This is a genomic window from Anoxybacillus kestanbolensis (assembly GCF_001996285.1).
In the GTDB taxonomy this organism is placed as follows: Bacteria; Bacillota; Bacilli; order Bacillales; family Anoxybacillaceae; genus Anoxybacillus; species Anoxybacillus kestanbolensis_A.
On the sequence record NZ_MQAD01000005.1, the window covers coordinates 201,385 to 227,495 of the forward strand.

At 38.1% G+C, this 26,111-nt stretch carries 35 protein-coding genes; 6 read left to right on the top strand and 29 right to left on the bottom strand.

Annotated elements, in window-relative coordinates; all coding sequences use genetic code 11:
- Window positions 1-26: 26 nt before the first annotated feature.
- The 5 genes from BO219_RS03410 to BO219_RS03430 form a co-directional block, all read right to left on the bottom strand.
- Window positions 27-236 (bottom strand): DUF6501 family protein, encoded by a 210-nt coding sequence (locus BO219_RS03410; protein WP_006318546.1) that lies wholly within the window; start codon window positions 234-236, stop codon window positions 27-29.
- Window positions 237-250: 14 nt separating this feature from the next.
- Window positions 251-454: a hypothetical protein gene (locus tag BO219_RS03415; RefSeq protein ID WP_035019624.1), complete on the bottom strand. Its 204-nt coding sequence runs from the start codon at window positions 452-454 to the stop codon at window positions 251-253.
- A 111-nt stretch (window positions 455-565) separates the two neighbouring features.
- Window positions 566-1,774, bottom strand: coding sequence for a threonine ammonia-lyase (gene ilvA, locus BO219_RS03420; RefSeq protein ID WP_077428406.1), 1,209 nt, complete (start codon window positions 1,772-1,774; stop codon window positions 566-568).
- A gap of 155 nt (window positions 1,775-1,929) precedes the next feature.
- A complete protein-coding gene (locus tag BO219_RS03425; protein WP_077428407.1) occupies window positions 1,930-2,826 on the bottom strand; it encodes a manganese catalase family protein in 897 nt (298 codons plus the stop codon).
- A gap of 13 nt (window positions 2,827-2,839) precedes the next feature.
- Window positions 2,840-3,046 carry a YuzF family protein gene (locus tag BO219_RS03430; protein WP_003398689.1) on the bottom strand — a complete coding sequence of 69 codons (207 nt, stop codon included), beginning with the start codon at window positions 3,044-3,046 and terminating at the stop codon, window positions 2,840-2,842.
- A 170-nt stretch (window positions 3,047-3,216) separates the two neighbouring features.
- Here BO219_RS03430 and BO219_RS03435 point away from each other — a divergent pair, with 170 nt between their 5' ends.
- A complete protein-coding gene (locus BO219_RS03435) occupies window positions 3,217-4,470 on the top strand; it encodes a two-component system sensor histidine kinase NtrB (protein ID WP_077428408.1) in 1,254 nt (417 codons plus the stop codon).
- A gap of 24 nt (window positions 4,471-4,494) precedes the next feature.
- Here BO219_RS03435 and BO219_RS03440 read toward each other — a convergent pair whose 3' ends face one another.
- The gene (locus BO219_RS03440; RefSeq protein WP_077428409.1) at window positions 4,495-5,910 is read right to left on the bottom strand and encodes an alanine/glycine:cation symporter family protein; all 1,416 of its coding nucleotides are present in this window, start codon (window positions 5,908-5,910) and stop codon (window positions 4,495-4,497) included.
- Window positions 5,911-6,065: 155 nt separating this feature from the next.
- Here BO219_RS03440 and BO219_RS03445 point away from each other — a divergent pair, with 155 nt between their 5' ends.
- Window positions 6,066-7,406: an MATE family efflux transporter gene (locus BO219_RS03445; protein ID WP_077428410.1), complete on the top strand. Its 1,341-nt coding sequence runs from the start codon at window positions 6,066-6,068 to the stop codon at window positions 7,404-7,406.
- Window positions 7,407-7,433: 27 nt separating this feature from the next.
- Here BO219_RS03445 and BO219_RS03450 read toward each other — a convergent pair whose 3' ends face one another.
- The 4 genes from BO219_RS03450 to BO219_RS03465 all read right to left on the bottom strand — a co-directional run bounded on the left by BO219_RS03450 (window position 7,434) and on the right by BO219_RS03465 (window position 9,569).
- A complete protein-coding gene (locus BO219_RS03450) occupies window positions 7,434-7,547 on the bottom strand; it encodes a YjcZ family sporulation protein (RefSeq protein ID WP_006318569.1) in 114 nt (37 codons plus the stop codon).
- A gap of 26 nt (window positions 7,548-7,573) precedes the next feature.
- Window positions 7,574-7,678 carry a YjcZ family sporulation protein gene (locus BO219_RS03455; RefSeq protein WP_021094060.1) on the bottom strand — a complete coding sequence of 35 codons (105 nt, stop codon included), beginning with the start codon at window positions 7,676-7,678 and terminating at the stop codon, window positions 7,574-7,576.
- 106 nt (window positions 7,679-7,784) lie between these two features.
- On the bottom strand, window positions 7,785-8,684 hold the full coding sequence (rarD, locus tag BO219_RS03460) for an EamA family transporter RarD (RefSeq protein WP_077428411.1): 900 nt from the start codon (window positions 8,682-8,684) through the stop codon (window positions 7,785-7,787).
- A 21-nt stretch (window positions 8,685-8,705) separates the two neighbouring features.
- The gene (locus BO219_RS03465; RefSeq protein WP_077428412.1) at window positions 8,706-9,569 is read right to left on the bottom strand and encodes a cation diffusion facilitator family transporter; all 864 of its coding nucleotides are present in this window, start codon (window positions 9,567-9,569) and stop codon (window positions 8,706-8,708) included.
- 229 nt (window positions 9,570-9,798) lie between these two features.
- On the opposite strand from BO219_RS03465, the gene BO219_RS03470 reads away from it, so the two are divergent.
- Together BO219_RS03470 and BO219_RS03475 are read left to right on the top strand one after the other, a co-directional pair.
- Window positions 9,799-11,109, top strand: a complete 1,311-nt coding sequence (locus tag BO219_RS03470; RefSeq protein WP_077428413.1) for a Na+/H+ antiporter family protein — start codon at window positions 9,799-9,801, stop codon at window positions 11,107-11,109.
- 79 nt (window positions 11,110-11,188) lie between these two features.
- Window positions 11,189-11,521 carry a hypothetical protein gene (locus BO219_RS03475; protein ID WP_006318573.1) on the top strand — a complete coding sequence of 111 codons (333 nt, stop codon included), beginning with the start codon at window positions 11,189-11,191 and terminating at the stop codon, window positions 11,519-11,521.
- Window positions 11,522-11,523: 2 nt separating this feature from the next.
- Here BO219_RS03475 and BO219_RS03480 read toward each other — a convergent pair whose 3' ends face one another.
- From BO219_RS03480 to BO219_RS03490, 3 genes are all read right to left on the bottom strand, one after another.
- On the bottom strand, window positions 11,524-12,333 hold the full coding sequence (locus BO219_RS03480; protein ID WP_077428414.1) for a M15 family metallopeptidase: 810 nt from the start codon (window positions 12,331-12,333) through the stop codon (window positions 11,524-11,526).
- A gap of 73 nt (window positions 12,334-12,406) precedes the next feature.
- Window positions 12,407-13,111, bottom strand: a complete 705-nt coding sequence (gene deoD, locus BO219_RS03485) for a purine-nucleoside phosphorylase (RefSeq protein ID WP_077428415.1) — start codon at window positions 13,109-13,111, stop codon at window positions 12,407-12,409.
- A gap of 105 nt (window positions 13,112-13,216) precedes the next feature.
- On the bottom strand, window positions 13,217-13,579 hold the full coding sequence (locus BO219_RS03490) for a hypothetical protein (protein WP_077428416.1): 363 nt from the start codon (window positions 13,577-13,579) through the stop codon (window positions 13,217-13,219).
- Window positions 13,580-13,660: 81 nt separating this feature from the next.
- Between BO219_RS03490 and BO219_RS14990 the strand changes: the two genes are divergently transcribed.
- Window positions 13,661-13,786 carry a hypothetical protein gene (locus BO219_RS14990; RefSeq protein WP_255707113.1) on the top strand — a complete coding sequence of 42 codons (126 nt, stop codon included), beginning with the start codon at window positions 13,661-13,663 and terminating at the stop codon, window positions 13,784-13,786.
- 101 nt (window positions 13,787-13,887) lie between these two features.
- Here BO219_RS14990 and BO219_RS03495 read toward each other — a convergent pair whose 3' ends face one another.
- From BO219_RS03495 to BO219_RS14995, 8 genes are all read right to left on the bottom strand, one after another.
- Window positions 13,888-14,196, bottom strand: a complete 309-nt coding sequence (locus BO219_RS03495) for a hypothetical protein (protein WP_077428926.1) — start codon at window positions 14,194-14,196, stop codon at window positions 13,888-13,890.
- 153 nt (window positions 14,197-14,349) lie between these two features.
- Window positions 14,350-15,120, bottom strand: coding sequence for a sporulation protein (locus BO219_RS03500; protein WP_077428417.1), 771 nt, complete (start codon window positions 15,118-15,120; stop codon window positions 14,350-14,352).
- A 98-nt stretch (window positions 15,121-15,218) separates the two neighbouring features.
- A complete protein-coding gene (locus BO219_RS03505) occupies window positions 15,219-15,392 on the bottom strand; it encodes a YozD family protein (protein WP_004890329.1) in 174 nt (57 codons plus the stop codon).
- A gap of 232 nt (window positions 15,393-15,624) precedes the next feature.
- Window positions 15,625-15,819: a hypothetical protein gene (locus BO219_RS03510; RefSeq protein WP_004890325.1), complete on the bottom strand. Its 195-nt coding sequence runs from the start codon at window positions 15,817-15,819 to the stop codon at window positions 15,625-15,627.
- 83 nt (window positions 15,820-15,902) lie between these two features.
- Window positions 15,903-16,892 (bottom strand): biotin synthase BioB, encoded by a 990-nt coding sequence (bioB, locus tag BO219_RS03515; protein ID WP_077428418.1) that lies wholly within the window; start codon window positions 16,890-16,892, stop codon window positions 15,903-15,905.
- Window positions 16,893-16,999: 107 nt separating this feature from the next.
- Window positions 17,000-18,436 carry an NAD(P)/FAD-dependent oxidoreductase gene (locus BO219_RS03520; protein ID WP_077428927.1) on the bottom strand — a complete coding sequence of 479 codons (1,437 nt, stop codon included), beginning with the start codon at window positions 18,434-18,436 and terminating at the stop codon, window positions 17,000-17,002.
- 148 nt (window positions 18,437-18,584) lie between these two features.
- The gene (locus BO219_RS03525; RefSeq protein WP_077428419.1) at window positions 18,585-19,523 is read right to left on the bottom strand and encodes a magnesium transporter CorA family protein; all 939 of its coding nucleotides are present in this window, start codon (window positions 19,521-19,523) and stop codon (window positions 18,585-18,587) included.
- Between the two features lie 24 nt (window positions 19,524-19,547).
- Complete coding sequence (locus BO219_RS14995; protein ID WP_268915711.1) at window positions 19,548-19,679, bottom strand: hypothetical protein; 132 nt, start codon at window positions 19,677-19,679, stop codon at window positions 19,548-19,550.
- A 164-nt stretch (window positions 19,680-19,843) separates the two neighbouring features.
- Here BO219_RS14995 and BO219_RS03535 point away from each other — a divergent pair, with 164 nt between their 5' ends.
- The gene (locus BO219_RS03535; RefSeq protein ID WP_171699925.1) at window positions 19,844-20,131 is read left to right on the top strand and encodes a HesB/YadR/YfhF family protein; all 288 of its coding nucleotides are present in this window, start codon (window positions 19,844-19,846) and stop codon (window positions 20,129-20,131) included.
- An 18-nt stretch (window positions 20,132-20,149) separates the two neighbouring features.
- On the opposite strand, the gene BO219_RS03540 is transcribed toward BO219_RS03535, so the two are convergent.
- From BO219_RS03540 to BO219_RS03570, 8 genes are all read right to left on the bottom strand, one after another.
- Window positions 20,150-20,569: an acyl-CoA thioesterase gene (locus BO219_RS03540; RefSeq protein WP_077428928.1), complete on the bottom strand. Its 420-nt coding sequence runs from the start codon at window positions 20,567-20,569 to the stop codon at window positions 20,150-20,152.
- Window positions 20,570-20,660: 91 nt separating this feature from the next.
- Window positions 20,661-20,888 carry a small acid-soluble spore protein Tlp gene (gene tlp / locus BO219_RS03545; RefSeq protein WP_077428421.1) on the bottom strand — a complete coding sequence of 76 codons (228 nt, stop codon included), beginning with the start codon at window positions 20,886-20,888 and terminating at the stop codon, window positions 20,661-20,663.
- Between the two features lie 126 nt (window positions 20,889-21,014).
- Window positions 21,015-21,158 (bottom strand): acid-soluble spore protein N, encoded by a 144-nt coding sequence (locus tag BO219_RS03550; protein ID WP_004890310.1) that lies wholly within the window; start codon window positions 21,156-21,158, stop codon window positions 21,015-21,017.
- 34 nt (window positions 21,159-21,192) lie between these two features.
- Entirely contained in the window at window positions 21,193-21,324 is a 132-nt protein-coding gene (locus tag BO219_RS03555; RefSeq protein WP_077428929.1) for an FbpB family small basic protein, read from the bottom strand.
- Between the two features lie 80 nt (window positions 21,325-21,404).
- Window positions 21,405-21,926 (bottom strand): peroxiredoxin family protein, encoded by a 522-nt coding sequence (locus BO219_RS03560; protein WP_077428422.1) that lies wholly within the window; start codon window positions 21,924-21,926, stop codon window positions 21,405-21,407.
- Window positions 21,927-21,976: 50 nt separating this feature from the next.
- Window positions 21,977-22,117, bottom strand: a complete 141-nt coding sequence (locus tag BO219_RS14635; protein ID WP_088223298.1) for a hypothetical protein — start codon at window positions 22,115-22,117, stop codon at window positions 21,977-21,979.
- 60 nt (window positions 22,118-22,177) lie between these two features.
- Window positions 22,178-22,450, bottom strand: a complete 273-nt coding sequence (locus tag BO219_RS03565) for a YpbS family protein (RefSeq protein ID WP_077428423.1) — start codon at window positions 22,448-22,450, stop codon at window positions 22,178-22,180.
- Window positions 22,443-26,078 carry a dynamin family protein gene (locus tag BO219_RS03570; RefSeq protein WP_077428424.1) on the bottom strand — a complete coding sequence of 1,212 codons (3,636 nt, stop codon included), beginning with the start codon at window positions 26,076-26,078 and terminating at the stop codon, window positions 22,443-22,445. Before BO219_RS03570 ends, BO219_RS03565 begins: the two co-directional genes overlap by 8 nt.
- Between the last annotated feature and the right edge of the window lie 33 nt (window positions 26,079-26,111).

A 26,111-nucleotide genomic window follows, 5' to 3' on the forward strand; every position in this document is an offset into this window, starting at 1 on the left:
TGTGTTGAAAATGAAAAAAAGCGGCATTACACCGCTTTTTCTGTAAAATAATGCTTATAATATCCGCCGACTTTGCCACGATTATCGATAATAAAATAAAAATCATCTGTTTCGTTTTTCACTTCATACTCTTTGCCTGGTGTTAATACGTTATGTACAATGTATTTCTCTGCGTTCGTATGATTACATACAACTGTTTTAATCGTTGGACGTTCATGCCAGTTTAAATGAATCATCTTTTATTCCTCCCTCAAGATCCTTTATATTTGTTCAAAAATTTAGCAAGCTCATGTAATGCTTGTAATACAGCCAGATGTTTATCGTTTCCGCTCGCTTGCGCCGTGGCCACATCTTTAAACTTGGCGTGCGCTTCGTAAGACCCGTTCTTTTTGTATACATCTACCCGCACAGTTCCCCTCGGATGTGGAACGATAAAAAACTCCATTTTTTTCATTTTTCTCCCCACCTTTAAATCAAGCGTTTATTTAATTTAATAATAGTAGAAGATACGTGAGTTTGAAAGTATTGTTTTACATGGGGAGAAAAAGATATGTCTTTTACCCTTTTAATCAAGACGACGAATGGTGTAACCAGATTCGATTAACACACGTTGAATTTGATCAATATGCTCCTCATTTTTTGTTTCAAGGGAAAAACGTATTTCGGCTTGCCCGGGGAGAACGTTTGTTCCCATCCGTTGATGATCAATGGACATGACATTAGCTTCTAAATCCGCGATGATGCGCAACAATTTATTTAGTTGTCCCGGTTTGTCAGAGATGACCGTTGAAAATGTGACGAAGCGTCCTGATTCAACGAGTCCTCGTTCAATAATGCGTGAAATGAGTGTGACATCGACATTCCCACCACTTAAAACAGCGACAATATTTTTTCCTTCAAGTGGAATTTTTTTGTACAATAAAGCTGCTAGTGAGCAAGCTGCCGAACCTTCGACAAGCAATTTGTTTCGTTCGAGTAAATATAACATTGTTCGTGAAATATCCGTCTCTTCGACACAAACGATATCGTCGACATATTTTTGTATGTATGAAAACGTTAAATCTCCAATTCGTTTCACAGCGATGCCATCGGCAATTGTATTCAATGGAGTAATCATAACGGGCTGATTATGTTGTTTTGCTGCTGTCGTGCTCGCGCAAGCAGTCGACTCAACGCCATATACGCGAATAGAGGGGTTTTTTTGTTTCATCGCAACGGCTAGACCAGCGAGCAAACCACCTCCTCCAACCGGACAAATCACTGCATCAATATCATCTAGTTGTTCAAATAATTCTAACCCGATTGTACCTTGTCCAGCAATAACGGTTGGGTCATCAAACGGATGAACGAATGTTGCACCTGTTTCTTGCTGAAGCTTTCGGGCATATTCTAACGATTCGTCAAATACATCACCGTGTAGAATAACGTTTGCGCCATAACTTTGTGTAGCTTGAATTTTACTTAATGGCGCCCCCTTCGGCATGACAATGGTACATGGTATTCCGATCATGTTGCTAGAATAAGCTACCCCTTGTGCATGATTGCCCGCTGAAGCTGCAATTACCCCACGCCTTTTCTCTTCTTCGCTCAATGAAATGATTTTATTGTACGATCCTCGAACTTTAAATGAACCTGTTTTCTGTAAGTTTTCTAATTTCATGTACACTCGATTATTTGATAGTCGACTAAACGTTTGTGAAAATTCAAGAGGAGTTTTGTGAACAACTGTTTTCATTCGTTGTTGCGCTTCGTATATGTGTTGTAGCGTGATCAATTCATCTCATCCTCCTTTGTGTCTTTTTCATTATATGTTATTTGATCATAAACAAGCAATTGCCTATTCTCTTTCTTTGATTTTTAATTGATTATTTAGAACATAGTTCTATTATTTAAATTTGGGAAGAAAAAAAGCTATGCGTATTGCACAGCTCACAACCCCGCTGATTGTTGAAGACGTCTTGCAATTTCGAGAAAATCCTCGTATGAAATTCCTGGGGCAAATGTTTCCTCGACCGATTCCAAATCGGGGATCGGCGCTCCCGCTGGTGTTCCTTGAATCACTTCGAGCTGTCCCCCATCAAGCGGATGCGTTCCTTTCCAAATTTGCTTTACGTCTTGATAATCATGTTCACTAAATGTGTACAACTTCCGATGCCATCCTTGCTGTTCGTATTTACGTGCTGCATCAAATTTATCATTGCTTAAGTTAGGAATTGGCAACATTTTTGTCACATCAACACCTGTGACAATTTGAAGTGCTTTCGCATAAGCGGTAATGTGCACTCCTCCACGCACAAGTAAATAACCAATCATTTCTCTTGCGACAGGATGATCGGTCATCTCATATACTCTCATTTTATGTGTACGGGCACCACATTCTAAGAAAAAATTGTGCAGCAAATCTAAAACTAAGTTCCCACTGTTGAAGACGTAATCCCCTGACCACGATTTTCCCATTGAATCCCCTGGTAAAGCGGTTTGTGCTGTCGCGATAAAATGGTACGTATTTCGTTTATCTACCCCGCTTTGCATCGGAGTAACATCCGGATCCCCTTCAAACGTTGTTCCCGTCAAACATAGATTAATCGCCGTTGTAACGAGTTCGACATGACCTAATTCCTCTGCTGTAATACTTGCAACTAAATCATAAAAAGGTTTTAATTTTTTCTTTTCACGAAAGTTGAACGACTGAAACAAATAATTATTTAACGTTGACATTTCCCCGAATCTTCCGCCGAGCAACTCTTGTACTGCTGCGGCAGCATTTGCATCCGCGTACGTAGATTTCGGCAATTCAATCTGCAGTTTGTTCACTCTTGTAAACATTGCACTCCCCCTCTTATTTTGGCATAATCCAAATGATTTGCTGAATGCGAACAAAAAAGAGGGTATCGCTACTTTTTAATACAATGTGATCTGGTTTTACATCTTGAATTATGCCTTGCATATTTCCACGCACCGTTTCGATTACTACTTCCCTTCCTTTAATCGTTTGTAACGTTTGATAAACATAAGGGTCGATGAAAGCCATAAATTGCGGTGTCATTTTCCTCCCCCTTTCTAACTTCTCCTTTCCAGTTTATTCACTCGCATTTGTGTTTATTACATTTTTTCATTTAGAACATAGTTTTATAAAAAAATAAAATACATACTAGCTGATTTATTTGTTTTACGATAAACTTCAACATAGAAATAGTGAAACAAGGGGTTAGAACGATGGAAACTCATGAGCAATTAAAACGAAAAATAAACGATCTTGAAGAAGAAGTGAAATTATATAAACGTTTTATCGAACACATTCCTTTCCCATTTTCGTACGTCGATCACGAAATAGGAAAGATGTTGAAAAAGGAAAATGATATATCTACTCCGATCGTCGAAAGAATAGAAAAAAATGAGCGACAAAAACCAATATTACAATGGAAAATGGATTTACAAAAAGATTATCCATTTGAACAAGTTGAACAATTTTTAGCGCCTATTTTTGATCTTGTTTCCCACCATATCGTTTTTGTTGATGCGGACGGAATCATTACATTATGTAACTTACAGGCAGCGAACGACGTTGGCGTCAATCGGGATGAAATCATCGGCAAACATATTCGGGAGTTGTTAAACATTCCTGACGAACAGATTATGACGCTAAAAACACTGCGGACAAAACAACCGCTTTACAATTGTGAAGTGCTTGATCGGTACTATGGCATTATTAATACACGTATTTTATACAATGAAGATGGATCAATTAAACGCGTCATTAGCATGTTTCAATCGCTTAATCAAATGAAAGAAGCTGAAAAATTAGCGATCGCTGGGCGAATTGCTGCCGGGATTGCGCATGAAATTCGAAATCCGTTAACTACCGTGAGAGGATATTTACAGTTTTTGAAAGAGCAACTACCTGAACATATTGTCACACTTATCGAACAACTGTTGATTCCTGAACTTGATCGAGCAAACGATATTATCACAGACTTTTTAAACATTGCAAAACCAAACGAAATGAAAGTAGAGTGGATTGGCATAAACGAATTTATTCAAAACGATTTAGATCTTTTATTACGAAGCGAAGCCCTTCTTCACAATGTAGAGCTTTCATACGATCTAGATGAAAAACTACAACATCATGGTGTTTATATTGACAAAAATCAACTGATGCAGGTGTTTATTAACTTATTGCGCAATGCGATTGAAGCAAAAACAGGAAAGTCATTGAATGTACACATTCAAACAGCTCTGCACAATAACCTTGTTCAAATTTATGTCCGCGACAATGGACCTGGCATCCCTCCTACAATTATTCATCACATCTTTGATCCGTTTTTTTCGACGAAACAAACGGGAACAGGTCTTGGCCTATCTTTGTCGCGAAAAATTATTGAACTTCATAAAGGTTCAATGCGTGTGCAAAGCGAATTCGGGCGTGGCACATGTTTTATTATCGAACTGCCCATTTATTTAAAAAAATGAGGCTGCTTCATCGCAGCCTCATTTTTACGCTTCTTTTTGCTGCTCCACTTGTTCCTCTTTCCAGCATTCTACCTGATTGTCCATACCTATATTACGTGCGTAAAATACCGGATTTTTTCCTTGTTTTCGTTGCGTTGTATAGTCTTGTAAGGCAGCAAAGGCAACACGACCGAGCAAGAAAATCGAAATTAAGTTTACAACCACCATAAACGCCATGAATAAATCAGCTAAATCCCATACGATTTGAATGCTCGATACAGATCCCCAAATAACCATGAATAATACAGCTAAACGATAGACCAATAATGATACTTTACTCGAACGAATGAATTCAATATTTGTTTCACCGTAATAATAGTTTCCAATAATCGAACTATATGCAAATAAAAATATACTGACTGCCACAAATCCTTTTGCCCACTCACCAATGTGTGTGCTCAATGCCGTTTGTGTTAACGTAATTCCATCAAGCCCTTCCTTCATATAGTCGCCTGATAATAAGATCATGAACGCTGTTGCGCTACAAACTACTAACGTATCTACAAATACACCTAATGTTTGAATTAAACCTTGCTTTACAGGATGGGAAACTTCTGCTGTCGCCGCGGCGTTCGGCGCGCTTCCCATACCGGCTTCGTTAGAGAATAAACCTCGTTTAATCCCCATCATAATTGCTGCACCAAATCCTCCACCAACGGCTTGTTCAATACCAAATGCATTTTTCAAGATCAAAGCAAATACAGATGGTAATTCAGCAATGTTTGTCAACACGACATAAAACGCAATCAATAAGTATAAACCGGCCATAACGGGAACGATGATCGACGATGCTTTCGCAACACGATGCACACCACCGAAAATGATAAATGCCGTCAGAACAGTAAGTAAAATACCGATGACGATCCGATCCATTTGAAATGCATGCTCAAAGGCAAACGTAATCGTATTTGCCTGAACAGAGTTAAATACAAGACCAAATGAAAACGTAATTAAAACAGCAAACAATATACCAAGCCAACGTTTCTTGAGCCCTTGCTCGATATAATACGCTGGGCCTCCACGATAACCATTTTTATCTTTTATTTTATAAATTTGAGCAAGTGTGCTTTCCACAAAACTTGATGCCCCCCCAATTAGAGCAATTAACCACATCCAAAATACCGCACCAGGTCCACCGACAGAAATCGCTAACGCAACACCGGCTAAGTTACCTGTTCCAACGCGGGACGCTGTACTCATAAAAAACGCTTGTAACGACGAAATCGCACCTGTTTTTTCTGGCCCTTCTGTAATGACACGGAACATTTCACCGAAATAACGAAATTGAACAAACTTTGTGCGGAATGTAAAGTACAATCCTAAAATAATTAAAAGGGCAATGAGAACATACGACCATAAAATGTTGTTCAAAAATGATACAATCGTTTGTAATACTTGCATATCCATCACCTCACCTGATGTTTATAATTAAAAAACGACTTTTTCAATGTAACAAAACATAACATGAAAAGCAAGAGGATTATCTATGAATATGCAAAAATGATATGTTATAATATCGTCTGTCTATATTTTTACACGTATTTTTGGAGGAAAAAATGAAAGAAACATCTACGTTAAAAGAAAAAATAAAACAGTTCTTACATATACTACTTCCTGTTTTTCTTACCCAAATCAGCCTATATATGATGAACTTTTTTGATGTGACAATGACAGGAAAATATAGCGCAGTTGATTTAGCAGGTGTAGCCATCGGCTCAAACATTTGGGTTGCTATATTTACAGGAATTGGCGGAGTATTGACAGGTCTAACTCCAATCGTTTCCCAAGCGTTTGGGGCAAAAGATCATGAGCGTATTTCTCGAACGGTCGAGCAGGCAATATACTTGGCGATCGTTTTTGCCTGCTTTGTGTTGACAATTATTTATTTTCTCGTCCCTATTTTATTGGAAAACATGTATATCGAGAGCAATGTTCAAATCGTTGCCTATCAATATTTACAAGCATTATGTATTGGCATTGTCCCAATTTTTATTTATTACGTTCTCCGCTCCTTTATGGATGCGCTCGGTCAAACAAAAGTTACAATGACGTTAACGTTATGCTCACTCCCTTTAAACGTTTTACTAAACGATATATTCATTTTCGGACAATGGGGTATCCCCGCATTCGGGGGAGTCGGTGCAGGATATGCCACAAGCATCACGTATTGTTGCTTGTTACTATGTGCGTTTTTGCTCGTTCGCTTTCGTAAACCTTTTTCAACGTACAATATACTTAAGAAATTTCATCCGATCTCGTTATCCATTTGGAAGCAATTAATTTTGATCGGTACACCTATTGGACTAGCGATCTTTTTTGAAACGAGTATTTTTTCTGCTGTCACGTTGTTAATGAGTCAATTTGGAACAACAGCAATCGCCGCTCATCAAGCGGCATTAAATTTCGGTTCACTTTTATATATGATTCCACTAAGCGTTTCACTTACTTTAACCATTATTGTTGGTTTTGAAGTAGGTGCTAGTCGCTTAGAGCACGCAAAACAGTATTGTATCATCGGTATTTCATCTGCTGTAATGATGGCTATTGTTGCCTCTATCGTTCTACTATTATTTCGTGAACCGATCGCTTTCCTATATACGAATGATGAACACGTTTTGCAATGGACGAAGCAGTTCTTGTTATATGTTTTATTTTTTCAATTCTCAGATGCCGTTGCCGCTCCGATCCAAGGCGCATTACGTGGATACAAAGACGTTCGTTTTCCGTTTTTTATTGCGCTTGTATCGTATTGGTTCGTCGGTTTGCCTGTCGGATATATATTCGCTCATTATACAACTGCTGGACCGTTTGGATATTGGATCGGTCTTATTACCGGTCTAGCCTCAGGCGCTATATTGTTATTCGTACGGTTACGACAAAAATGGAAACATATATAAAAGCAAGAGGGAGCCCCCTCTTGCTTTTTAGCACCAAGCTGCACCGACGATAATAAGCAAGATAAAAAGTACGACGATGAGCACAAACGTTTTTCCGTATCCTGGATAACCATAACCATATCCATAGCCATATCCGTACATGATGCATTTCCTCCTTTATCGTTTAATTAATATCCCCAGCCACCAATATAAGCACTACCAACAATGATTAACAAAATAAACAATACAACAATTAACGCGAAACCACCGCCGTGATGATGTCCTCCACTCATCTTTTGGCACCTCCTTCTTGTACTAACAACCTATTCAATTGTTAAGAAAAAGGTTAGGGTTTTTTGAAAAATGGGTGAAAAACACGCCTGCCCTACAGACATCCCTTTACATGTTCAATGATTTTCCCCTTCGTCTTTCCCGTGTACTAGAAAGTGAAAATAAAAGCAAGGCAGTCCAAATGCAGCTAAATGCATATACATGAGCATTTGTAAACGGCTCATGGAACAAAAACACACCAAGAAGTAAACTTAACGTTGGTGAAATATATTGCAAAAATCCTAAAAAGGTTAACGAAATATGCTGAGCCCCCTTGGCAAAATATAAAAGGGGCAAGGCAGTCGCCGGACCAGCCCCTACAAGCAATAACATCGTTGCAAACGAAAAAGAAGCAACGTGTAGCTGTCCAAACGAGTGTATAATGAATATGAGCGCAAAAGGAGTCACAAGCATCGTCTCAACAGTCAAACCAATTGTTGCGTCAATCGAAATCACTTTTTTCACAAGACTATATAGCGCAAAGCTACAGGCAAGCGAAAGCGCAACCCATGGAATTTTTCCATATTCAATCGTCATAAGTAAAACTCCAACAGCTGCTAGAATAAACGATACGGCTTGCCATTTGTAAAGACGCTCTTTTAATACAACGACACCTAACAATACGTTTAACAATGGATTCATATAATATCCTAAACTTGCTTCAACCATATGATTATGGTTGACAGCCCATATGTAAATAAACCAATTAACGCTAATAAGTAGCGATGCAACGATTAAAGCGATGGCACGCTTTTTTTCTCGCCATAACAATCGACATGTATGCAAAAATGTAGACCAACTTTTTTGAACGATCAACAACGCAATCATAAAAAAAAACGAAGCAACAATACGATAAGATAAAATTTCCTTCGCCTCGATATGTTCGAGTAATTTCCAATACAAAGGCAATATTCCCCACAATACATAAGCGAGCAAGGCATAGATCGTGCCAAGTTTTTTATTTTCCATTTTGCAGCTCCTTCCTTCATCTCAATCCTCATGCTCATACGGCTCAATATGCACATGAGCATAAACAATGCCATATTTTTGTTCAAGCAAACGCTCAACTTGATCCGCAATGTCGTGACTTGTTACAACATTTAAATGTGGGGCGACACAAATAATAACGTCTATGACAACATCATTGCCGTACATTCTCCCCTTAATATCTACCACCTGCTCCACGCCGTTAATATGCTCAATGTCCTGTTTATACTTTTGTAGCGTTTTGTCATCAAACCCATCCGTCAACGTATGAGACGCCTCTTTAAAAATGCCCCATGCGGTCTTGCAAATGATAAATCCAATAATAAAAGCGGTGACAGGGTCGAGCCAACGCATATGTAACTGGGCACCTATCACACCAACAATGGTTCCTACACTAACAAGTACATCGGACAAATGATCTTTGGCAGCAGCGGCAAGCGCTTGGCTATTTGTGACGATAGCTAAACGCTTATTGAACATATATACGGCAAACATAAATACGGCTGAAGCGCCAGCCGTCCATACTGCTACTAAATCCGGCTTTACATACTCCCCTTCCTTCAACGTTTGCACGGCGTTTACTAATACGTCTAATCCGATAGACATCATAATAAACGCTGCGATTAAAGAAGAAATATGTTCTGCACGCGAATGGCCATACGGATGGTTATCATCACGAGGTTTTTTTGCGATGAGTAATCCAATTAAAATGGCGGTAGAAGCAAGAATATCAGTAAAATTATTCCACCCATCTGCTTTTAATGCTTCAGAACTTGACATATATCCGACGTACAACTTAGTTAAAGATAAAACAATATAAGCACCAATGCTTACCCATGCCCCTATCTCAGGCTTCATTTGTGTCATATGCTCCACCAACTTCTCAATCATTTTTGCGTTAACATTGTACCAAGCGTACATCGTGTGGGTCTATAGCAACAAAATTGGTTCATTGAAGAACAGTAGGAAACGTGCAATAACATTGCCTTTAACCAAATTTACTGTTGACGTCTAATAAAAAAATGTGATAAAGTGTTTAATGTTTCATCACTCTACCAATTTATCAAACTAAAGTGTTTTTTCGGAGGTCTTGATTATGAATGCAGTTGTCATCTCAGTACTCGTCATGCTCATTCTTAGTTTAATGCGAATGAACGTCGTATTTTCGTTATTAATTGCATCATTAGTAGGAGGATGGATCGGAAATCTTGGTCTCTCCAAAACGGTTGAATCATTTTCAGAAGGACTGGGGAATAGTGCAGAAGTCGCGTTAAGTTATGCTTTGTTAGGTGGGTTTGCCATCGCTATTTCAAAAACAGGATTGCCGAATGCCATTGTTCATGTGATTATAAAAATCGTTGGAAAACAAGGGGAGGAAAAAAGGACACAATATTCCAAAGCACTTGTTCTTCTTTTCATTTTATTGATGTCTTGTTTTTCACAAAACTTAATTCCAATCCATATTGCGTTTATTCCTATTTTGATTCCGCCACTTTTACACGTTTTAAATGAATTGCAAGTAGATCGTCGGTTAATCGCATCAATCATTACTTTTGGTTTAATTACCCCTTATATGTGGCTACCTACCGGATTTGGTGCCATTTTTCATGACATTGTACAATCTAACATGGCTCAAGGTGGGTTAGTTGTTGCAAAGTCAGATATTCCAAAAGCGATGTTTTTACCTTCACTCGGAATGATCGTCGGTTTACTTCTTGCTTTTTTCACATATCGAAAACCGCGTACGTATAAACAAGTAAAACTAGAAAGTGAAGGAACTTCGTCGTTTCAACGACGTGGGGTATGGTTTGCGGTTATTGCTGTCATCGTTGCTTTAACTGTGCAACTTGCTCTCGATTCTATGATTTTTGGAGCATTTGCAGGAATTGTCGTCATTTACTTAAGCGGATGCATTCGTTTAGCAGAAAGTGATCGTTTATTAACAGAAGGTATGCGCATGATGGCGTTTATTGGGTTTGTTATGTTAAGTGCCTCAGGCTTCGCCAATGTATTAAAACAAACTGGTCATATTGAAAAACTCGTTGAACAAGCTGCTTCACTTATTGGTCATCATGCAGCGCTTGGTGCATTGCTTATGTTAATTGTTGGTCTGTTAATCACGATGGGAATTGGGTCTTCGTTTTCTACTGTCCCAATTATTGCAACCATTTTCGTACCACTTTGTGTGAAGCTTGGGCTTAGTCCGATGGCAACGATTGCGATTATTGGTGCTGCTGGTGCACTTGGTGATGCTGGATCACCTGCCTCTGATAGCACACTCGGCCCAACATCGGGTTTAAATGTTGACGGTCAACATCATCACATTTGGGATACATGCGTCCCAACTTTTATTCATTACAATATTCCTGTTATTATTTTCGCATGGATCGCAGCAATTGTGTTATAAAAAGGGAGCTACTTTCACACAGTAGCTCCCTTTTTGTCGAAATTTCGGCGCACATTCCGACATTTTTTTTAATCGAAATATGTTAATGTATTGTAAAGTATATTTCAAAATTGTAAATACGCTCGAAGGAGGAATGAGAACGATGATTTCGCAATTTATCGGCCAAACAGAAGCAGCAATCCTTCGCTTTTCTGTCTCCTTATTGACAGAAATTGAGTTGAAAATTATGAAAAAACAAATTATTTCACAACACCAGGCGATGAAATACGCTAAACATCAAATTGATTTATTCGTTAAACAAATGCATTTCCGTCAGGCACTAAGTGCAGTATATCGGTCAGAAATATACATTTATATTTCTACAAAACTTGCTCGTGTGTTTGAACAATATCGTGTATTCAAATGTGTATAACTTTATATTTTCTTGACAATTTGAAAATATTCCTCTAGCGTGATTTGTTTTTCATAAATAATTTTGGCTGCCTTCACGCCGACATAACGCAAATGCCAAGGCTCGTATTGATATTTTGTAATATGCTCTTTTCCTTTCGGATAGCGAATAATAAAACCAAATTCATGCGCATGCTCAGCTACCCACTTTCCTTCTCGCGTGTCACCAAAAGCAGGGGTAATGGCATATTGAACACTTGGACTTGTAATATCCATCGCTAATCCGGTTTGATGTTCACTTTTCCCAGGCATCGCAACGGCAACAACTGCTTTTTCTTCTCCTAATCGTTGAACTTCAAATGTAAACAACTGTTGTTGCCGTTCATACGAACGATAGCCAGATACAGCATATAACAAAACTTGTTGTTGTTTCGCTGCTGTAAACATTGCTTCTAACGCTTTTGCAGCTTCTGCACGCATGTGTCGTTTTTCAACATCCGTTTCTTTAAACGTAAACGGAACATTTGGAACAACTAAGTCAGCCGGCTTGTAGTCAGCAGGTAATTGCTGCTCCTTATTTACTAAAGCTAGTATATTATCTGGATTTATAATGACTTTTACCCCATTTTGCACTTCGATTTGATTCCAAAATCTCTCTTCAAGTACAAGCTCTTCTTGTTCTTGTTGTTCAGAAGGTAGTGTGGGTGTTTCAGAAGATGGCGTCGGCTGCTCAGCTTGGACAGGAGGCTTAGACGGTCTCGGTTCCTGCTCAAGTGATCCAAAGGATTGACAGCCACTAGTTATTATCAAAAAACAACATAACCATTTTTTCATCTTTTTCTCCCTCACGAATAGAAGAAAGCTCCGCGAGGAAAATGATTCGCAGGAGCTTTCTTTATTTTTTAGTTTATTGGCGAATCGCTGTTTCAAGAGCGACTTCGATCATTTCGTTAAATGTTGTTTGGCGCTCTTCAGCCGTTGTCTCTTCCCCTGTTAAAATGTGATCGCTTACTGTTAATACCGATAATGCTTTTCTGCCAAATTTAGCGGCTAATGTATAAAGCGCTGTTGTTTCCATCTCTACAGCCAGTACACCGTATCGTGCCAGTTTTTCAAATTGTGCATTTTCATTATAAAACATATCAGCTGTAAATACACTGCCAACTTTTAGTTGTAATCCTTTTTCTTTTCCAATTTCGTACGCTGTTTTTAACAAGTCAAAGTTAGCTGTCGGAGCGTAATCAATTCCTCCGAACGTCATGCGATTCATTTGGGAATCGGTTGACGATGTCATCGCTAAAATGACATCACGAACTTTTACATCTTTTTGAATAGCACCACATGTTCCGACGCGAATTAATGTTTGAACGTTGTAGCTTTGCATAAGTTCTGTAATATAAATAGAAATAGATGGTACACCCATACCTGTTCCTTGAACAGAAATGCGATGGCCTTTATATGTACCTGTAAATCCTAACATACCGCGAACTTGATTATAGCAAGTAGCTCCCTCTAAAAACGTTTCAGCGATATATTTTGCGCGAAGTGGATCTCCTGGAAGTAAAATTTTATCTGCAATCTCGTGTTCTTTTGCTCCAATATGAACACTCATATGTATCCTCCTTTAATCTTTATCGTTGCATATATACTATACCACACTCCTATGTTTCACTAAAGCATTGTTTTTCATGTATAAAAAAAGAGGGGATTCCCCTCTTTACGATATTTTGCGAAAATACTTTGGTTTCACGTATAAAACCTTTTTATCTTCACTTACAACATATTTTTTCTTTGCTTGCTCATAATGTTCATATATTAAATAACAAACAACATAAATTGGTAACATCGCTTCTAAAGACGCTAAATAAATGAGGTAAAATGGGTGCTCGCTTGTTTCAAACATTCCACTAAACACATAGTAAGCGCTTGCAATCACCACGTTAGTGATGCTAATGTTTGCCAAATGAAGGAGGAAAATTTTCTTTCTCCGCCCAATGAGCCGCTCTAATTCGAATTTAATAAACAAGGAACAAAAAATCGCAACAATCCCGACGATGGAAGAAATCATAAATGCAAACATCGTTTTTCCCACCCTGTATGTATATTTTTTATGATGTTGTCGATGTTAATGGATGTAACTACACGTAAAGGAGGTTTCCAATTGGGAAAAAAACATCGTAACCGCATCAATAGCCCAAAGAAAAATAACCATGTTCCGAAAGAAACATTGATCGCTGAAGCTGAAGCACACGATAAAGAGTACAATGCTGATAAACGAAAAAAATAATCCCCTTGCACGCACAAGGGGAATTTTTTATCATACTCTAACCTTGTGCTCATTGTCTATATACAATATAGCACAATTTTGTGAACATTTAAAGACATTTTTTAACGCACATGCATACGGTGAATACGCTCCCATCCATCTGGGCTTAAGCGATAAAAAAATTGTCCATATCTTCCTTCGTCAATGAGCAAGATGTCGCCTGTCCCTACATAGCGTGCATCATAATCTTTCGGCACTAGATCAGGAACGTTAAATATTCGATAAACTTCTGCTAATACGTCATCGTGATCTTCTCCGTTTACTGTTAAGCGATATACTTGCCGATACCCTTTTATTTGACCAAATTGTGGGGTTTGAAAAAGCGTTACATCATAACATTGCGTTGATTTTAATATTTTCTCCATAAACATCCGAATCACCAATATCCACTCCCTTTTTTCTTTTTGTAACTATTAGCGATTCGTTTTGTCGATTCCTTTTTCATTTTTTTACTATTTTTGTCGAATACATATAAAATTCCGACATAATTATACATAAAAAAAGACCGGGGGCTCCCAGTCTTTTTAAGCGTATCGTCGAATAAGTGAAGCAAGATCTGTTTGTAATGTTTGGATGTGCTGTTCATTAATCGTCACGCGAATGAACGTCTCATCTAAATCGAGTGCTTCCGCAAACAATCCAGCCAGCCCTCGCGCACGTCGATCCACCTGAATAAGCAATTCAAACGCATTTGCCCCTTGGGCAAAAAAAATGATTTCCACTTCATCAAGCTTCCCATGAAATTCTCCTCGAACTGGTACAAACTCAAACTCTTGAACAAAAGGAAGTCGCTTACCAATACGATAAGGAGCTTCTTTACATTCGGCTTCTTTTAAGCGGAAGCCTAAGTTTTCCATCGCACGAAATACTTCGTTCATCATCCGATTAGGTTGAACACGAATGTAATCTTCATCTGTCGGATCGACAGCATTTTTTATGTCAAGTCCTGTGTGTAACCACACTCTTGTTTTTCCAACTGTAATTGGTGTGTCAAGCGGAAGGGAAAAAGAAAATGGAAATTCTTTCTTTTCTCCAGCACGAATTTTGAATGATTGGGCGATTTTCCATTTTTCAATAATTGCTTGCTTCGTTACTTTGCGATCATCTACTTCTTTTGTATATGTAGCGCAGAGAGATAAATATATATCATCAATTTGTTGTTCTATATTTCCTCCCGTTACCTCTACAACCCCAGTCACACTTTCACCGAGCAATAAATGTGACTCATGCAACTTTGTATCTACTTTCGCCGCACCAATCCCAATACTCGCTAAAACTTTATTAAACAGACCCATAAAAACCCTCCTCTTATTTATCAGTACACTATGTTGTACGAATAAAAAAAGAAAATGTTTCAAATTTCAAGCAAAAAAACGACGGGACATCCGCCGTTTTATTCATCAATTACTTCCTCATCAATAATACTTTTTTCGATCAAATAATCAAACATAATATCTGCTATTTCTTCCATTTCACGCTCTGTTGGGACAAACCCTCGCCGAACAAGTTCATTGTAAAAGAACTCCGCAATTTCTTCCGTATCGATCACAACTTCAATTTCTTTCACAACATCGCCCCCTTTGTATTATGTTATGAAAAAATGATCCATTTATGTCAGCCGTTTTTATGTATATTTACCGCTATGTACACATACGTTGGAAGTAAAAAAGAACGGAGGACAAGCTTATGAACGAACGAATTGACCAATGGATGGAGACGATCACGAATGTATTATTCTATATCATACTCCTTTTCTGTATTCCTTATTTCATATACGTATTATCGCAATGCATATAATTTCATTCGCGTCGTCTCCGTCGGGTAAACTTTTTTAATTGCTCAATGATTTGTTCCATCATCTGTTCGTACTGTTCATCACCAAATCGTTCGTACAACCACTTGTAATCGTTATAAATATCTAGTAAACCGTCAATAATCTCTTTTTCTTCTTGTTTTCGACGCAATCGCTCGTTTTCAAATTTTCGAGATATCACATGAACTTCACTCCAATGTTGAGCATCGTAATTAGTAATAGTATATGTACAGATAAAAAAGCCGACACACAACGTCGGCTTTTTTATCTCGCATAAGATGCTGGGGCAAAATCAATATCAAATCCTAAATCTTCAAGCATTTGAAAATCAGCATGTTTTTCTTGTCCGGCAGTCGTTAAGTAATCGCCAACAAAAATGGAGTTCGCAGCATACAAGCCGAGTGGTTGCAAACTACGTAAGTTTACTTCTCTCCCTCCAGAAATACGAATTTCTTTCGTAGGGTTAATGTATCGAAATAATGCTAATACTTTTAAGCAGTAACGTGGATTTAGTTCTTTTGTCCCCTCTAACGGCGTTCCATCAATCGCATGAAGGAAATTTACAGGGATTGAATCCGCATCTAACGCTTTTAAACTTCTCGCCATTGCGATCACATCTTGTTTTGTTTCTTTCATACCGATAATCACACCTGAACATGGAGACATCCCTGCTTCCTTGACCGTTTCTACCGTACGTACCCGATCATCGTATGTATGGGAAGTCGTAATATGAGGATGATGTTCTTTTGACGTATTAATATTATGATTGTAGCGATCCACACCTGCTTCTTTTAAGCGCAACGCTTGTTCTGGCTTTAGTATTCCTAAACAGGCACATACTTTTAAGCCGTACGTTTCTTTAATTTCTTTAACCGCAGATACAACGATATCAATTTCTTTATCGCTCGGTCCTCTTCCGCTTGCAACGATGCAGTATGTTCCTATTTTGGCCTCATACGCCCGCTTTGCACCTTGCAAAATTGTCTCTTTGTTTACCATTTTATATGTCGGAATCGGGGCTGTTGATATAGAAGATTGGGAACAATATCCGCAATTTTCCGGACACAATCCCGACTTTGCATTCATAATCATATTTAATTTCACTTTATTTCCGTAGTACGTTTTACGGATGCGATAAGCACCTTGCAACAATAGCAATAGCTCATCATCGGGACAATTTAATATTGCAAGCGCCTCATCATCTGTAATGTCTTCCCCATCTAACACACGATTTGCCAATAGTAACCAATCCATTGTTCTCCCCCTTTTACTTCTAATTACCAATAATCGTATTCGATTAGAAGTTATATGTCAACATTATTTTTATTTTAGTTAACAAAAAAACTAGCGAACAACCTTCGCTAGTTAGACGTTTCGACAATATTTCGGGCAATCCATACCCCACATGCCCCCGCTTGCGCCAGACCGCGTGTAATTCCTGCGCCGTCTCCTCCAACATATAGCCCTGAGATTTCTGTTTCAAAACGTTCATTTAATTTTGGACGGGCAGAATAAAACTTTGCCTCTACTCCGTAAAAAAGTGTATGTTCTGAAGCAATGCCTGGGGTTACAGCGTTTAGTGCTTCTGTCATTTCAATTAAACTTTTCATTGTGTTATATGGAAGAACGAGCCCTAAATCTCCAGGAACAGCCTCCTTTAACGTTGGTTCGATGAATCCTTCTTTAATCCGTTTTTCTGTTGAGCGTCTCCCTTTTAAAATATCTCCGTATTTTTGTACAATAATGCCGCCGTTAGATAATGCATTCGCTAAACGAGAAATTTGATGGGCGTATTCGTTCGGTTGATCGAACGGATCTGAAAATTTATGAGAAACAAGAAGAGCAAAGTTTGTATTGTTGCTTCCTAGTTTTGGGTCTTTATACGCATGACCATTTGCAAGCATAATTCCTGAATGATTTTCGACAACAACATGACCAGAAGGGTTACTACAAAATGTCCGAACTTGTGTTCCGACGGATGTGTTAAAAATAAACTTTCCCTCATACAAATGTGTATTAATTTCCTCCATAACGACGTTAGACGTTTCGACACGAACGCCAATATCGACTTGATTATTGATCATTTTCAACCCACGACGCTTCAATATGTTTGTTAACCAAGCAGAGCCATCACGTCCTGGAGCGATGACGACACGATCGGCATATAACATATGTCCATTTTTTAATTGAATTCCTTTTACATGATGCGTGCCATTTATTTTTTCCGTCAAAATATCGCTTACTTCCGTTTTGAACATCATATCAATATGGGTACGTAAATATTCATATATGCTCTTTAAAATTTCTAAATTTTGTTCTGTACCGAGATGACGAACTTGTGCGCGCAACAATTTCAATCCAGCAGCATAAGCACGCTTTTCAATTTTTCTCACTTCATCTGTCAATGGATCGGTCAACGTACGCGTTGCACCATGTTTCAAGTTAATTTCGTCCACATAACGAATGAGTTGTAACACCGTTGAATCAGGTAAATAGTCTGTCATCCATCCACCAAACTCGCTCGTAATGTTAAACTTACCATCGGAATAAGCTCCTGCCCCACCAAATCCATTTGTAATCGAACAAGCAGGTAAACAACCTGCGTAATCTTTTTTTCCAGCTGGTGGCGGACATTTTTCAATCTTCTTCTGCAAAATCGGACAATTTCGTTTATAAATATCGTGCCCTTTATCAATTAACAGCACCCGTGCCCCTCGTAATTTTAATGTCAATTCATAACAAGTGAAAATCCCTGTCGGACCTGCTCCAACAACAATTACATCGTAACGATTGTTCATCATTCATCCCTCACCTTCCGTTTTCCGAATGTTAATATACTAAATAACATATAATCAGTCAATAAAAAGCGATCTTTTTTTTTAAAAAATCATTTAATGTTCGTGTTATCTTAACATATAAAAAAAAGAACGGCTAACACCGTCCTTGCTAAAAGTAACGTTTCTTCCAAAAAACAAACGCCGTAATACTTGAAAGTACGAAAGAAATGCCTAAAGCAACTAAATATGCATACGGTTTATCTTGATACGGAATCGGAACGTTCATTCCATAAAAACTTGTTACCATCGTTGGAAAGGAAATAACAATTGTAATCGCAGCTAAAAATTTCATGACGATGTTTAAGTTGTTTGAAATAACAGAAGCGAAGGCATCCATCATTCCACTTAAAATGCTGCTATATACTTCTGTCATTTCAATGGCTTGCTTGTTTTCAATAATGACATCCTCTAACAATTCTTGATCGTCCTCATACATCCGTAAATAATTTAAACGAAGCAATCGTTCCATCACAATATTGTTCGCTTTTAACGATGTCGTAAAATAAACAAGGCTTTTTTCTAAACTAAGCAAAGAAAACAACTCTTTATTTTGCATCGATTGATGTAGCTGTTTTTCAATTTCGCTCGTTTTTCGATTAATTTGCTTTAAATATCTTAAATAATACGTAGAAATCATATATAACATTTGTAACGCAAAACGCGTTTTCATATACGTATAAAAATTTTTCACCTTGTTCTTTGTAAACTCTTCAAAAATCGGGTTTTCTTGAAGGCAAACGGTGATAAAACATATATTTGTAATAATCATTCCAATTGGAATGGTTTCATATGTTGGAATATTTCCTTCATCGTACGTAATAATTGGGATGTCTACGATGATGAGTACATGGTTATCTTCTTTTTCGATGCGTGAACGCTCTTCATCATCGAGTGCATCTTTAATAGAATCGATGGGAATATTGAGATGTTCTGCAATGTAGCGAATTTCACTCTCCGTTGGAGAAATGAGGTTTACCCAACAACCATTTTTTAGTTCGTGAATTTCTTCTAATTTTCCTTGGTCATTCGATAAATAAATGTTCATCATGGCGTGATCCCCCTATCTTCTCTACTAGAGGTAAGCGCCACTTTTTTGCCGTTGGAGCGCCTGTTTCGTTTGTGAGCAGTACGTTCCAGCGCCAAAAAACGAAGCTACTTCCTCTATTATTGCTGGTTCTGGTTCATTCGTGTTCGCCCTGCTCATAACGGAACTGTCACTCCTTTCGTTTTCACAATCATTACGGATTAATGATACATGTTTTGCCACCATTTGTATAGTTCATTTTTTATTTTTTCTCGAATGGCATGTACAAAATAGAAAAATATTTCTCGTTCTTTTATAATCATTTATGAAAGGTGGTGAATGTCATGAACATATCTATATGTGATCAAGCATTTCAGTGGTATAAAGAAGAACTTCAATTACAGCGCGGGGACTATGTTCGTTTTTTTGCTCGATATGGCGGATGTAGCAATGTACAAAAAGGTTTTTCTTTAGGAGTAAATAAGGAAGAGCCGATCGATGCTGCGGTTGCACTAGAAAAAAACGGCGTCATCTTTTTTATTGAACAAAACGATATGTGGTATTTTGACGGTCACGATTTACATATTGAATTTGATGAAAAGCAAAACGAGCCGGTATTCACATATAGATAAAAGCGGGGGATCCCGCCTTTATCTTTTTTTTGCCCGCTCGTATGCCTCGTGCCAATCTGGAAAATATTTTCTGATTAAAACTGGTTGAAACGTTTCTTTTGTCACACAAACATGTTTTGAAGTTGCTGTTGCTGCGATTTCATTTGTCGGGGTCAATACTTCGTATCCATAAACAACCCGAATACCATCATATGATTCCACCCACGTTTTAATCGTAGCTATTTCCCCGTATCGTAACGGCTTCTTATAAGAAATTTGTAAATCAATAACTGGGGACACAATCCCTCTTTTCTCCATATCAGCATATTGAAAACCAAGCTGTTGAATAAAATGAGCTCGTCCCATTTCTAACCAAATTAAGTAATTCGCATGATAAACAACCCCCATTTGATCCGTTTCTGCGTAACGCACTTCAATCTCTTTTTGTGAAATGACCATCATTTCTCACTCTCCAACATAACGATACTTTATCACTATTTTACCATAAACATAGGAAAAGCAGAAAAAAAGAGCCGCACATATGCGGCTTTTACAATTCGTATCCTTTTTCTCGTGCTCTTGCCTCGTCTTTAATCTCTGCTCGCATCGCCTCAATTGCTTCTTCACGGCGATGATTTTTTTCCCTAATTTTCTCATGCTCCTCTGGACTAGCAAACGCCATCGTTTCTTCCGCTCTTTCAATATTCTCAAGCGTATTTTGTACCATGTCCTGTAATTTTTCTACATTGTCGCGACGATCATCTTCATTCGGTCTCATGTTATCATCCTCCTTGTGAAAGTAAAATGTACATTTTTTATCGTGCACGTTTTTCTTCATGTTATACAAATTTTATTGTTTATCATAATTTAATTATGTAAACTATATAAGGGCGAATATTCGCCCTTACTCACCCTTCGTTTGAATGACTTGTGGATGTTGACCAGATTGATCTTGCATTTGCTTTCCTTTATTGCCACCTGCTGATCGCGGTTTCGTTCCGATATGTTGCGGCACAAATGGCTGTTGATTACTTTTTGGATTACCCATTTTTCATCCCCCTCTCCCTCATAGTATGGCTATATTACTCTGCTTTATGAAGCCAACGTGTTTCCATTTTTTCTTCCAGTTTTTCTAATGCGCTGACATCATTTAATAGTTGTCTTTTATTTTCCATGACGAGTTCTGCAAATGTCCGTTTTCTTATTTTTCGCATGATGTATTCACCTACTTTTTGTTTTTTTCTATCTTTTCCAAACATAATGAAAAATATACAAAAAATAGCCGACTCCTCGGCTATTTTCCCCATTTTTCTGCATACTGTACCATTTGCTCATATGACATAGGACCGATTTGTTTTTCGCGAATTATTCCTTGACGGTCGATAATAAACGATGTTGGAATCGGTTGAATGTCATATTGTTTCATCACATTGCCATCAACATCTAGCACAACTGGAAACGTTAAATGGTAATCCTTAATAAACTCACGTACTTTTTCTTGCGAATCTCGCACCATCACATTTACGGCTACAATTTCTACTTGTCTATAATACTGTTCATAAAATGTCTGCATATCTGGCATTTCTGCACGACAAGGCGGACACCATGTTGCCCAAAAATTCACAATAACTGCTTTTCCGCGTAATTGTGAAAGTTGTACGGTTTTCCCATCAATCGTTTTTAAAGAAAAGTTTGGGGCCTTCATGCCAATATGAATACCTGTTTTGATTGTTTGTCTCTCCGCCGTATGTTCCCAAAGCATATATGCAAAAAAACTAAATAAAACGATGATGGCCATCCACTTTTTCATCAACATACCTACCCTTCTATTTGTCATCTCATAAGAAAAGGCGCATGTGCGCCTCCTTATCGAATATTTTTATGCTCATTGCTCATTTTTTTTACTTCCACTTCAGCATATGAAGCAAATTCCGTTTTTAATTCGTTTTTATGCTTCGCATTATTATTTCGTTGAGCATTAGCATTTCCAAATTTTGTTCGTCCCATCGCTTTATCCTCCTTTTATACATGATGCACAGATAGTATGCGCGAACGGGACGTTTCACACTACGACGATTTGTTATTTAATTTTTGGACATACTCCTTTACCATGTCAACTGTTACATATTTTCGCTGTGGTACAATTCCATTTTTCGCTAGTTCATTTATTTGTTTTGTCACTTCATTAATTTTTTGTACAGAAAATGACTCTCCTCGTTGACATAAGGCAATGGCTTCTTCAATATATGTTTCCCGTTTCGTATTTAGCTCGACAAATGCCCGAACGAGTGCGTGTTGTTTTTGCGAATGCGCTGTAATCGCTTGGTGAACTTCAGTCATTATTCATTCCTCCAATCGTGTCATAAATATGTTGTAATTCATCTATTGACGCTTGGGCTGTTAAAGCAGCACTTAAACCGGTGAAATGTTCATTCAATTGCTCACGCATATGATGGTGAAGTTGCTCAATCATTATATTCCATTGCTCCTTATAGTGAACAAGCAAACGCTTTTTCTGCTCAGTTATATATGCTTTTACCGGTTCATGCAATTGCCGTTCCAATTCTTCTTTCATCAATCGTTTTTCATCTTTTTCAAAAAATGATTTTGCGTTTTTATACAACGCTAATGCCTTTTTAAATATGTTGCGATCTAGTTGTTCAAAAGCAAGTGGAAATTCCATTGTTGGAAAAACAGGAAGATCCGCTTTTGTTACAATGAGATCATGAACTTCCTTCCATTGTTTTTCTAACGCCATAAAATGAAGATCATAACGTTTGCTTATAAATGCTTCGATTCGCAAACTAGTTGCACGCATTTCTTGCGCCAAATCAAATCCAATGGAATATAAAAATTCATCCAAACATAATTGTAACGCTTTTTTTATGTTGCTCTGTCGATCATGAAGAACAGAAGGATTGAACGACTCTTTAAACCAATCCGGTAAACGAAAAAAGACGCGCTGTTGAATATAATAAACTAATTCATTTAATTCTTGCTCGATCGCATGAACGTCGTGATTTGCTTCGTATTGTTCGATAATCCGCTCAAGCTGTTGTTGCTCTTGGTGCAATATGTGCAACTTTTTACGTTTCGTTTCATCGCTTTGTTTTGCTTCTGCAATATATTCTGCTAGTCGCTTTTGCGCTTGTTTTATTTGCAAACGAGCGGAAGCAAGCGCTAGCGAGCTAAGTTCTTGATGAATGAACGGATAAAACGCCTGCTCAAATGCGTCCATTCCCGAATTGGATAGCACATCATGTTTCCACAACTCTCCCTTCTTTTCTGCGAGCGCCCATTTACTTGATAGCGAAAAAAGACGAGGATGACGAATACCAAATTGTAAAAGCTGATCTTTCACATAGTGAACAACAGCTTGTAATTCCTCTGTTGTATGTGCTAAATCCGCTGCATTAATGATGAAAAACATCTTATCTAAACTAAACGTATCCTTTACTCGACCAAGCTGAATTAAAAATTCGCGATCCGCTTTTGAAAACGCATGGTTATAGTATGTGACAAAGAAAATCGCATCAGCATTTTTAATGTAGTTAAATGCAACTCCTGTATGACGAGCGTTAACAGAGTCCGCGCCTGGTGTATCGACAAGAATAATGTTTTCGCGCGTTAATGGGCAATCATAATATAGCTCAATCCATTCAACAAAACACGATTTTGTTTCATTCGCTACATATTCATGAAATTGCTGAAGTGAAATCGTAAGCAATTGTCCAAGCTTTTCTTTCATTTGTTCATACCCGCGCACAACGGCTTGTAAAAACGCCCAATGCACTCGTTCCTTAGCATCAACAGCTTCATTACGAATAGCTTTTTTACTTTCTTCGATCGCCTCTTGTAATGAATGAACTTGCATACCGAAAAAGCGCAAAGAGTGTTGTAAATCGTTTAAAAGCTGCTGTTCCGTTTTTACTTGTACGACAACGGTTCCATGCGGACGATCACCTGTTGGTGGAACAATTTTGTTAATAGTTGCCGTCGTCGGATGTGGCGAAACAGGTAAGACATGTTCACCGATTAACGCGTTTGCAAATGAAGATTTTCCTGCGCTAAAGGCGCCAAACAAAGCAATCGTAAACGTCCGTCGTTGAAGCTGCTGAACTTTTACTTCCATTTCATTTGCTAGCTGTTTCATTCCTTTAATTGGGGCGATCATTTGACTAATCGTCCGCAATTTTTCGATCATTTGCTCGGTCGTCTCATTTTCTATTTGCACCGTTTGAATTGGATGTTGTTCTTGCGCTGATTCATTTCCATGTGGAACTTCTTCTTTGCTTTCACTGCTTGTTCTTATTGTAAACGTCTCATGAACAAACGGATAAACAGCATCATCGCTTAACGAATTGGCATTTTCGACGACTTTTTGCAATTGTTGACGCGTATGTTCACGCTCACGAGCAAGTTGCTTCAATTGCTCCCAGCATGCCCGTTCCCCCATCAACTTATTGAGTTGTTGTTGATACATACTCAATTTTTGTTGTACTTTTCCCTTCTCAATGATTTGTTCGACAAGTTGAATAGCTGCATCGCGATATAACCGTTTCATTTCGTTTGCTATGTCGTTCGTATATGTTAATACATAATCGCCTGTGACAACTGGTTGATTTTGTTTTCGTTCAACAATCCATTGTTCTGAAAACGGGACGGTTAATTGTTGAATACGATGCAATAATTCATGGTCGTGAACATCATATTGTTGATAAAACTGCTTCAATAAGTCACGGATGTGCCATTCAAGCTGACTTTCGATTTTTTGATGTAAATCTTCATAAAACGCATGCAACCGCTTTTTACGTTCTTCCTCTGTTTTTTGCTTTGTAAATAAAAAACCGACTTTAAAATCAGGTTGACACGCCTCTAAATAGGCACGCGCATACTCTCGTGTTTCATAAGGCATCACATATGCGTTGTGTAACGTTGTTTCCAACTGTTGTTCAATATGTTGCTTAGCATTTGTCCACGTTGTATGAATATGATCAATCGCTCGCTCGATTTCTTCGAGTTTTGCAAGAAGCTCATGTTCATGATCAAACGAGAGTAACTGACGTATATTTCGCTTTTCTTCTTCCTGTTGAGCGATGACGATCTGCATATGGTCGTCGATCATTTGATCGACAGCGATACGGATGTTTTGATGAAGTCGTTCCTCTTTTTCATTAAAAAGTGACTGCAATAATTGTTTTAATGTCTCAAGTTCGTTGTATATATTATCTTTTTGTTTCAGCGACGTATAAAATATTCGTTCAAATGTGATGCCCCACTGCTGAAACGATTCCTCGACAGAGCGAGTAAACTGTGAAAATAGAAGTTCTTCATCACGATGTTTATCAATTTGATTCACAACTAAGTATAGCGTTTTTCCATACTGTGACAAACGCTTCGTAAACTCGAAGTTCAATTCCGCTTGAACATGATTGTAATCCATCACATAAAATATGACGTCCGCTAAATGAAGTGCCGACTCTGTCGCCAAGCGATGAGCATCATCGGTTGAATCAATACCTGGTGTATCCATAAGTACTATTCCGGACGGAATCACCTCTGTTTCATCGCTAATCTCGATCATGTCAATGGCGTCGCCATCCCGACAAAACGTTTTCACTTCGTCGTAATCATAAGGAGCCGTATATTCAATCCGTTCGCCAGATTTATAATATACACGCGCATACGGTTTCCCTGTTTTTACTTTCACAAGGTTTGCACTTGTCGGAATTGGACTAGACGGTAAAAGCTGAGCACCGATCAACTCATTAATTAAACTAGATTTTCCTGCAGAAAAGTGTCCACAAAGAGCAATCGTAAACTCTTTATGATACACTTTTTTAATTAATTGTCTTGTTTTATTTGCTTGAGTCATGTCACCTCTTTTGATAAATTCATCATGAAGTGCGATGAGACGATATAACCATTGTTGCAATGATTGTGTTTTTGTCATATGCATTTTCCCCATACCCCTTTTAAAAAATCTACCTTCATTTTACTG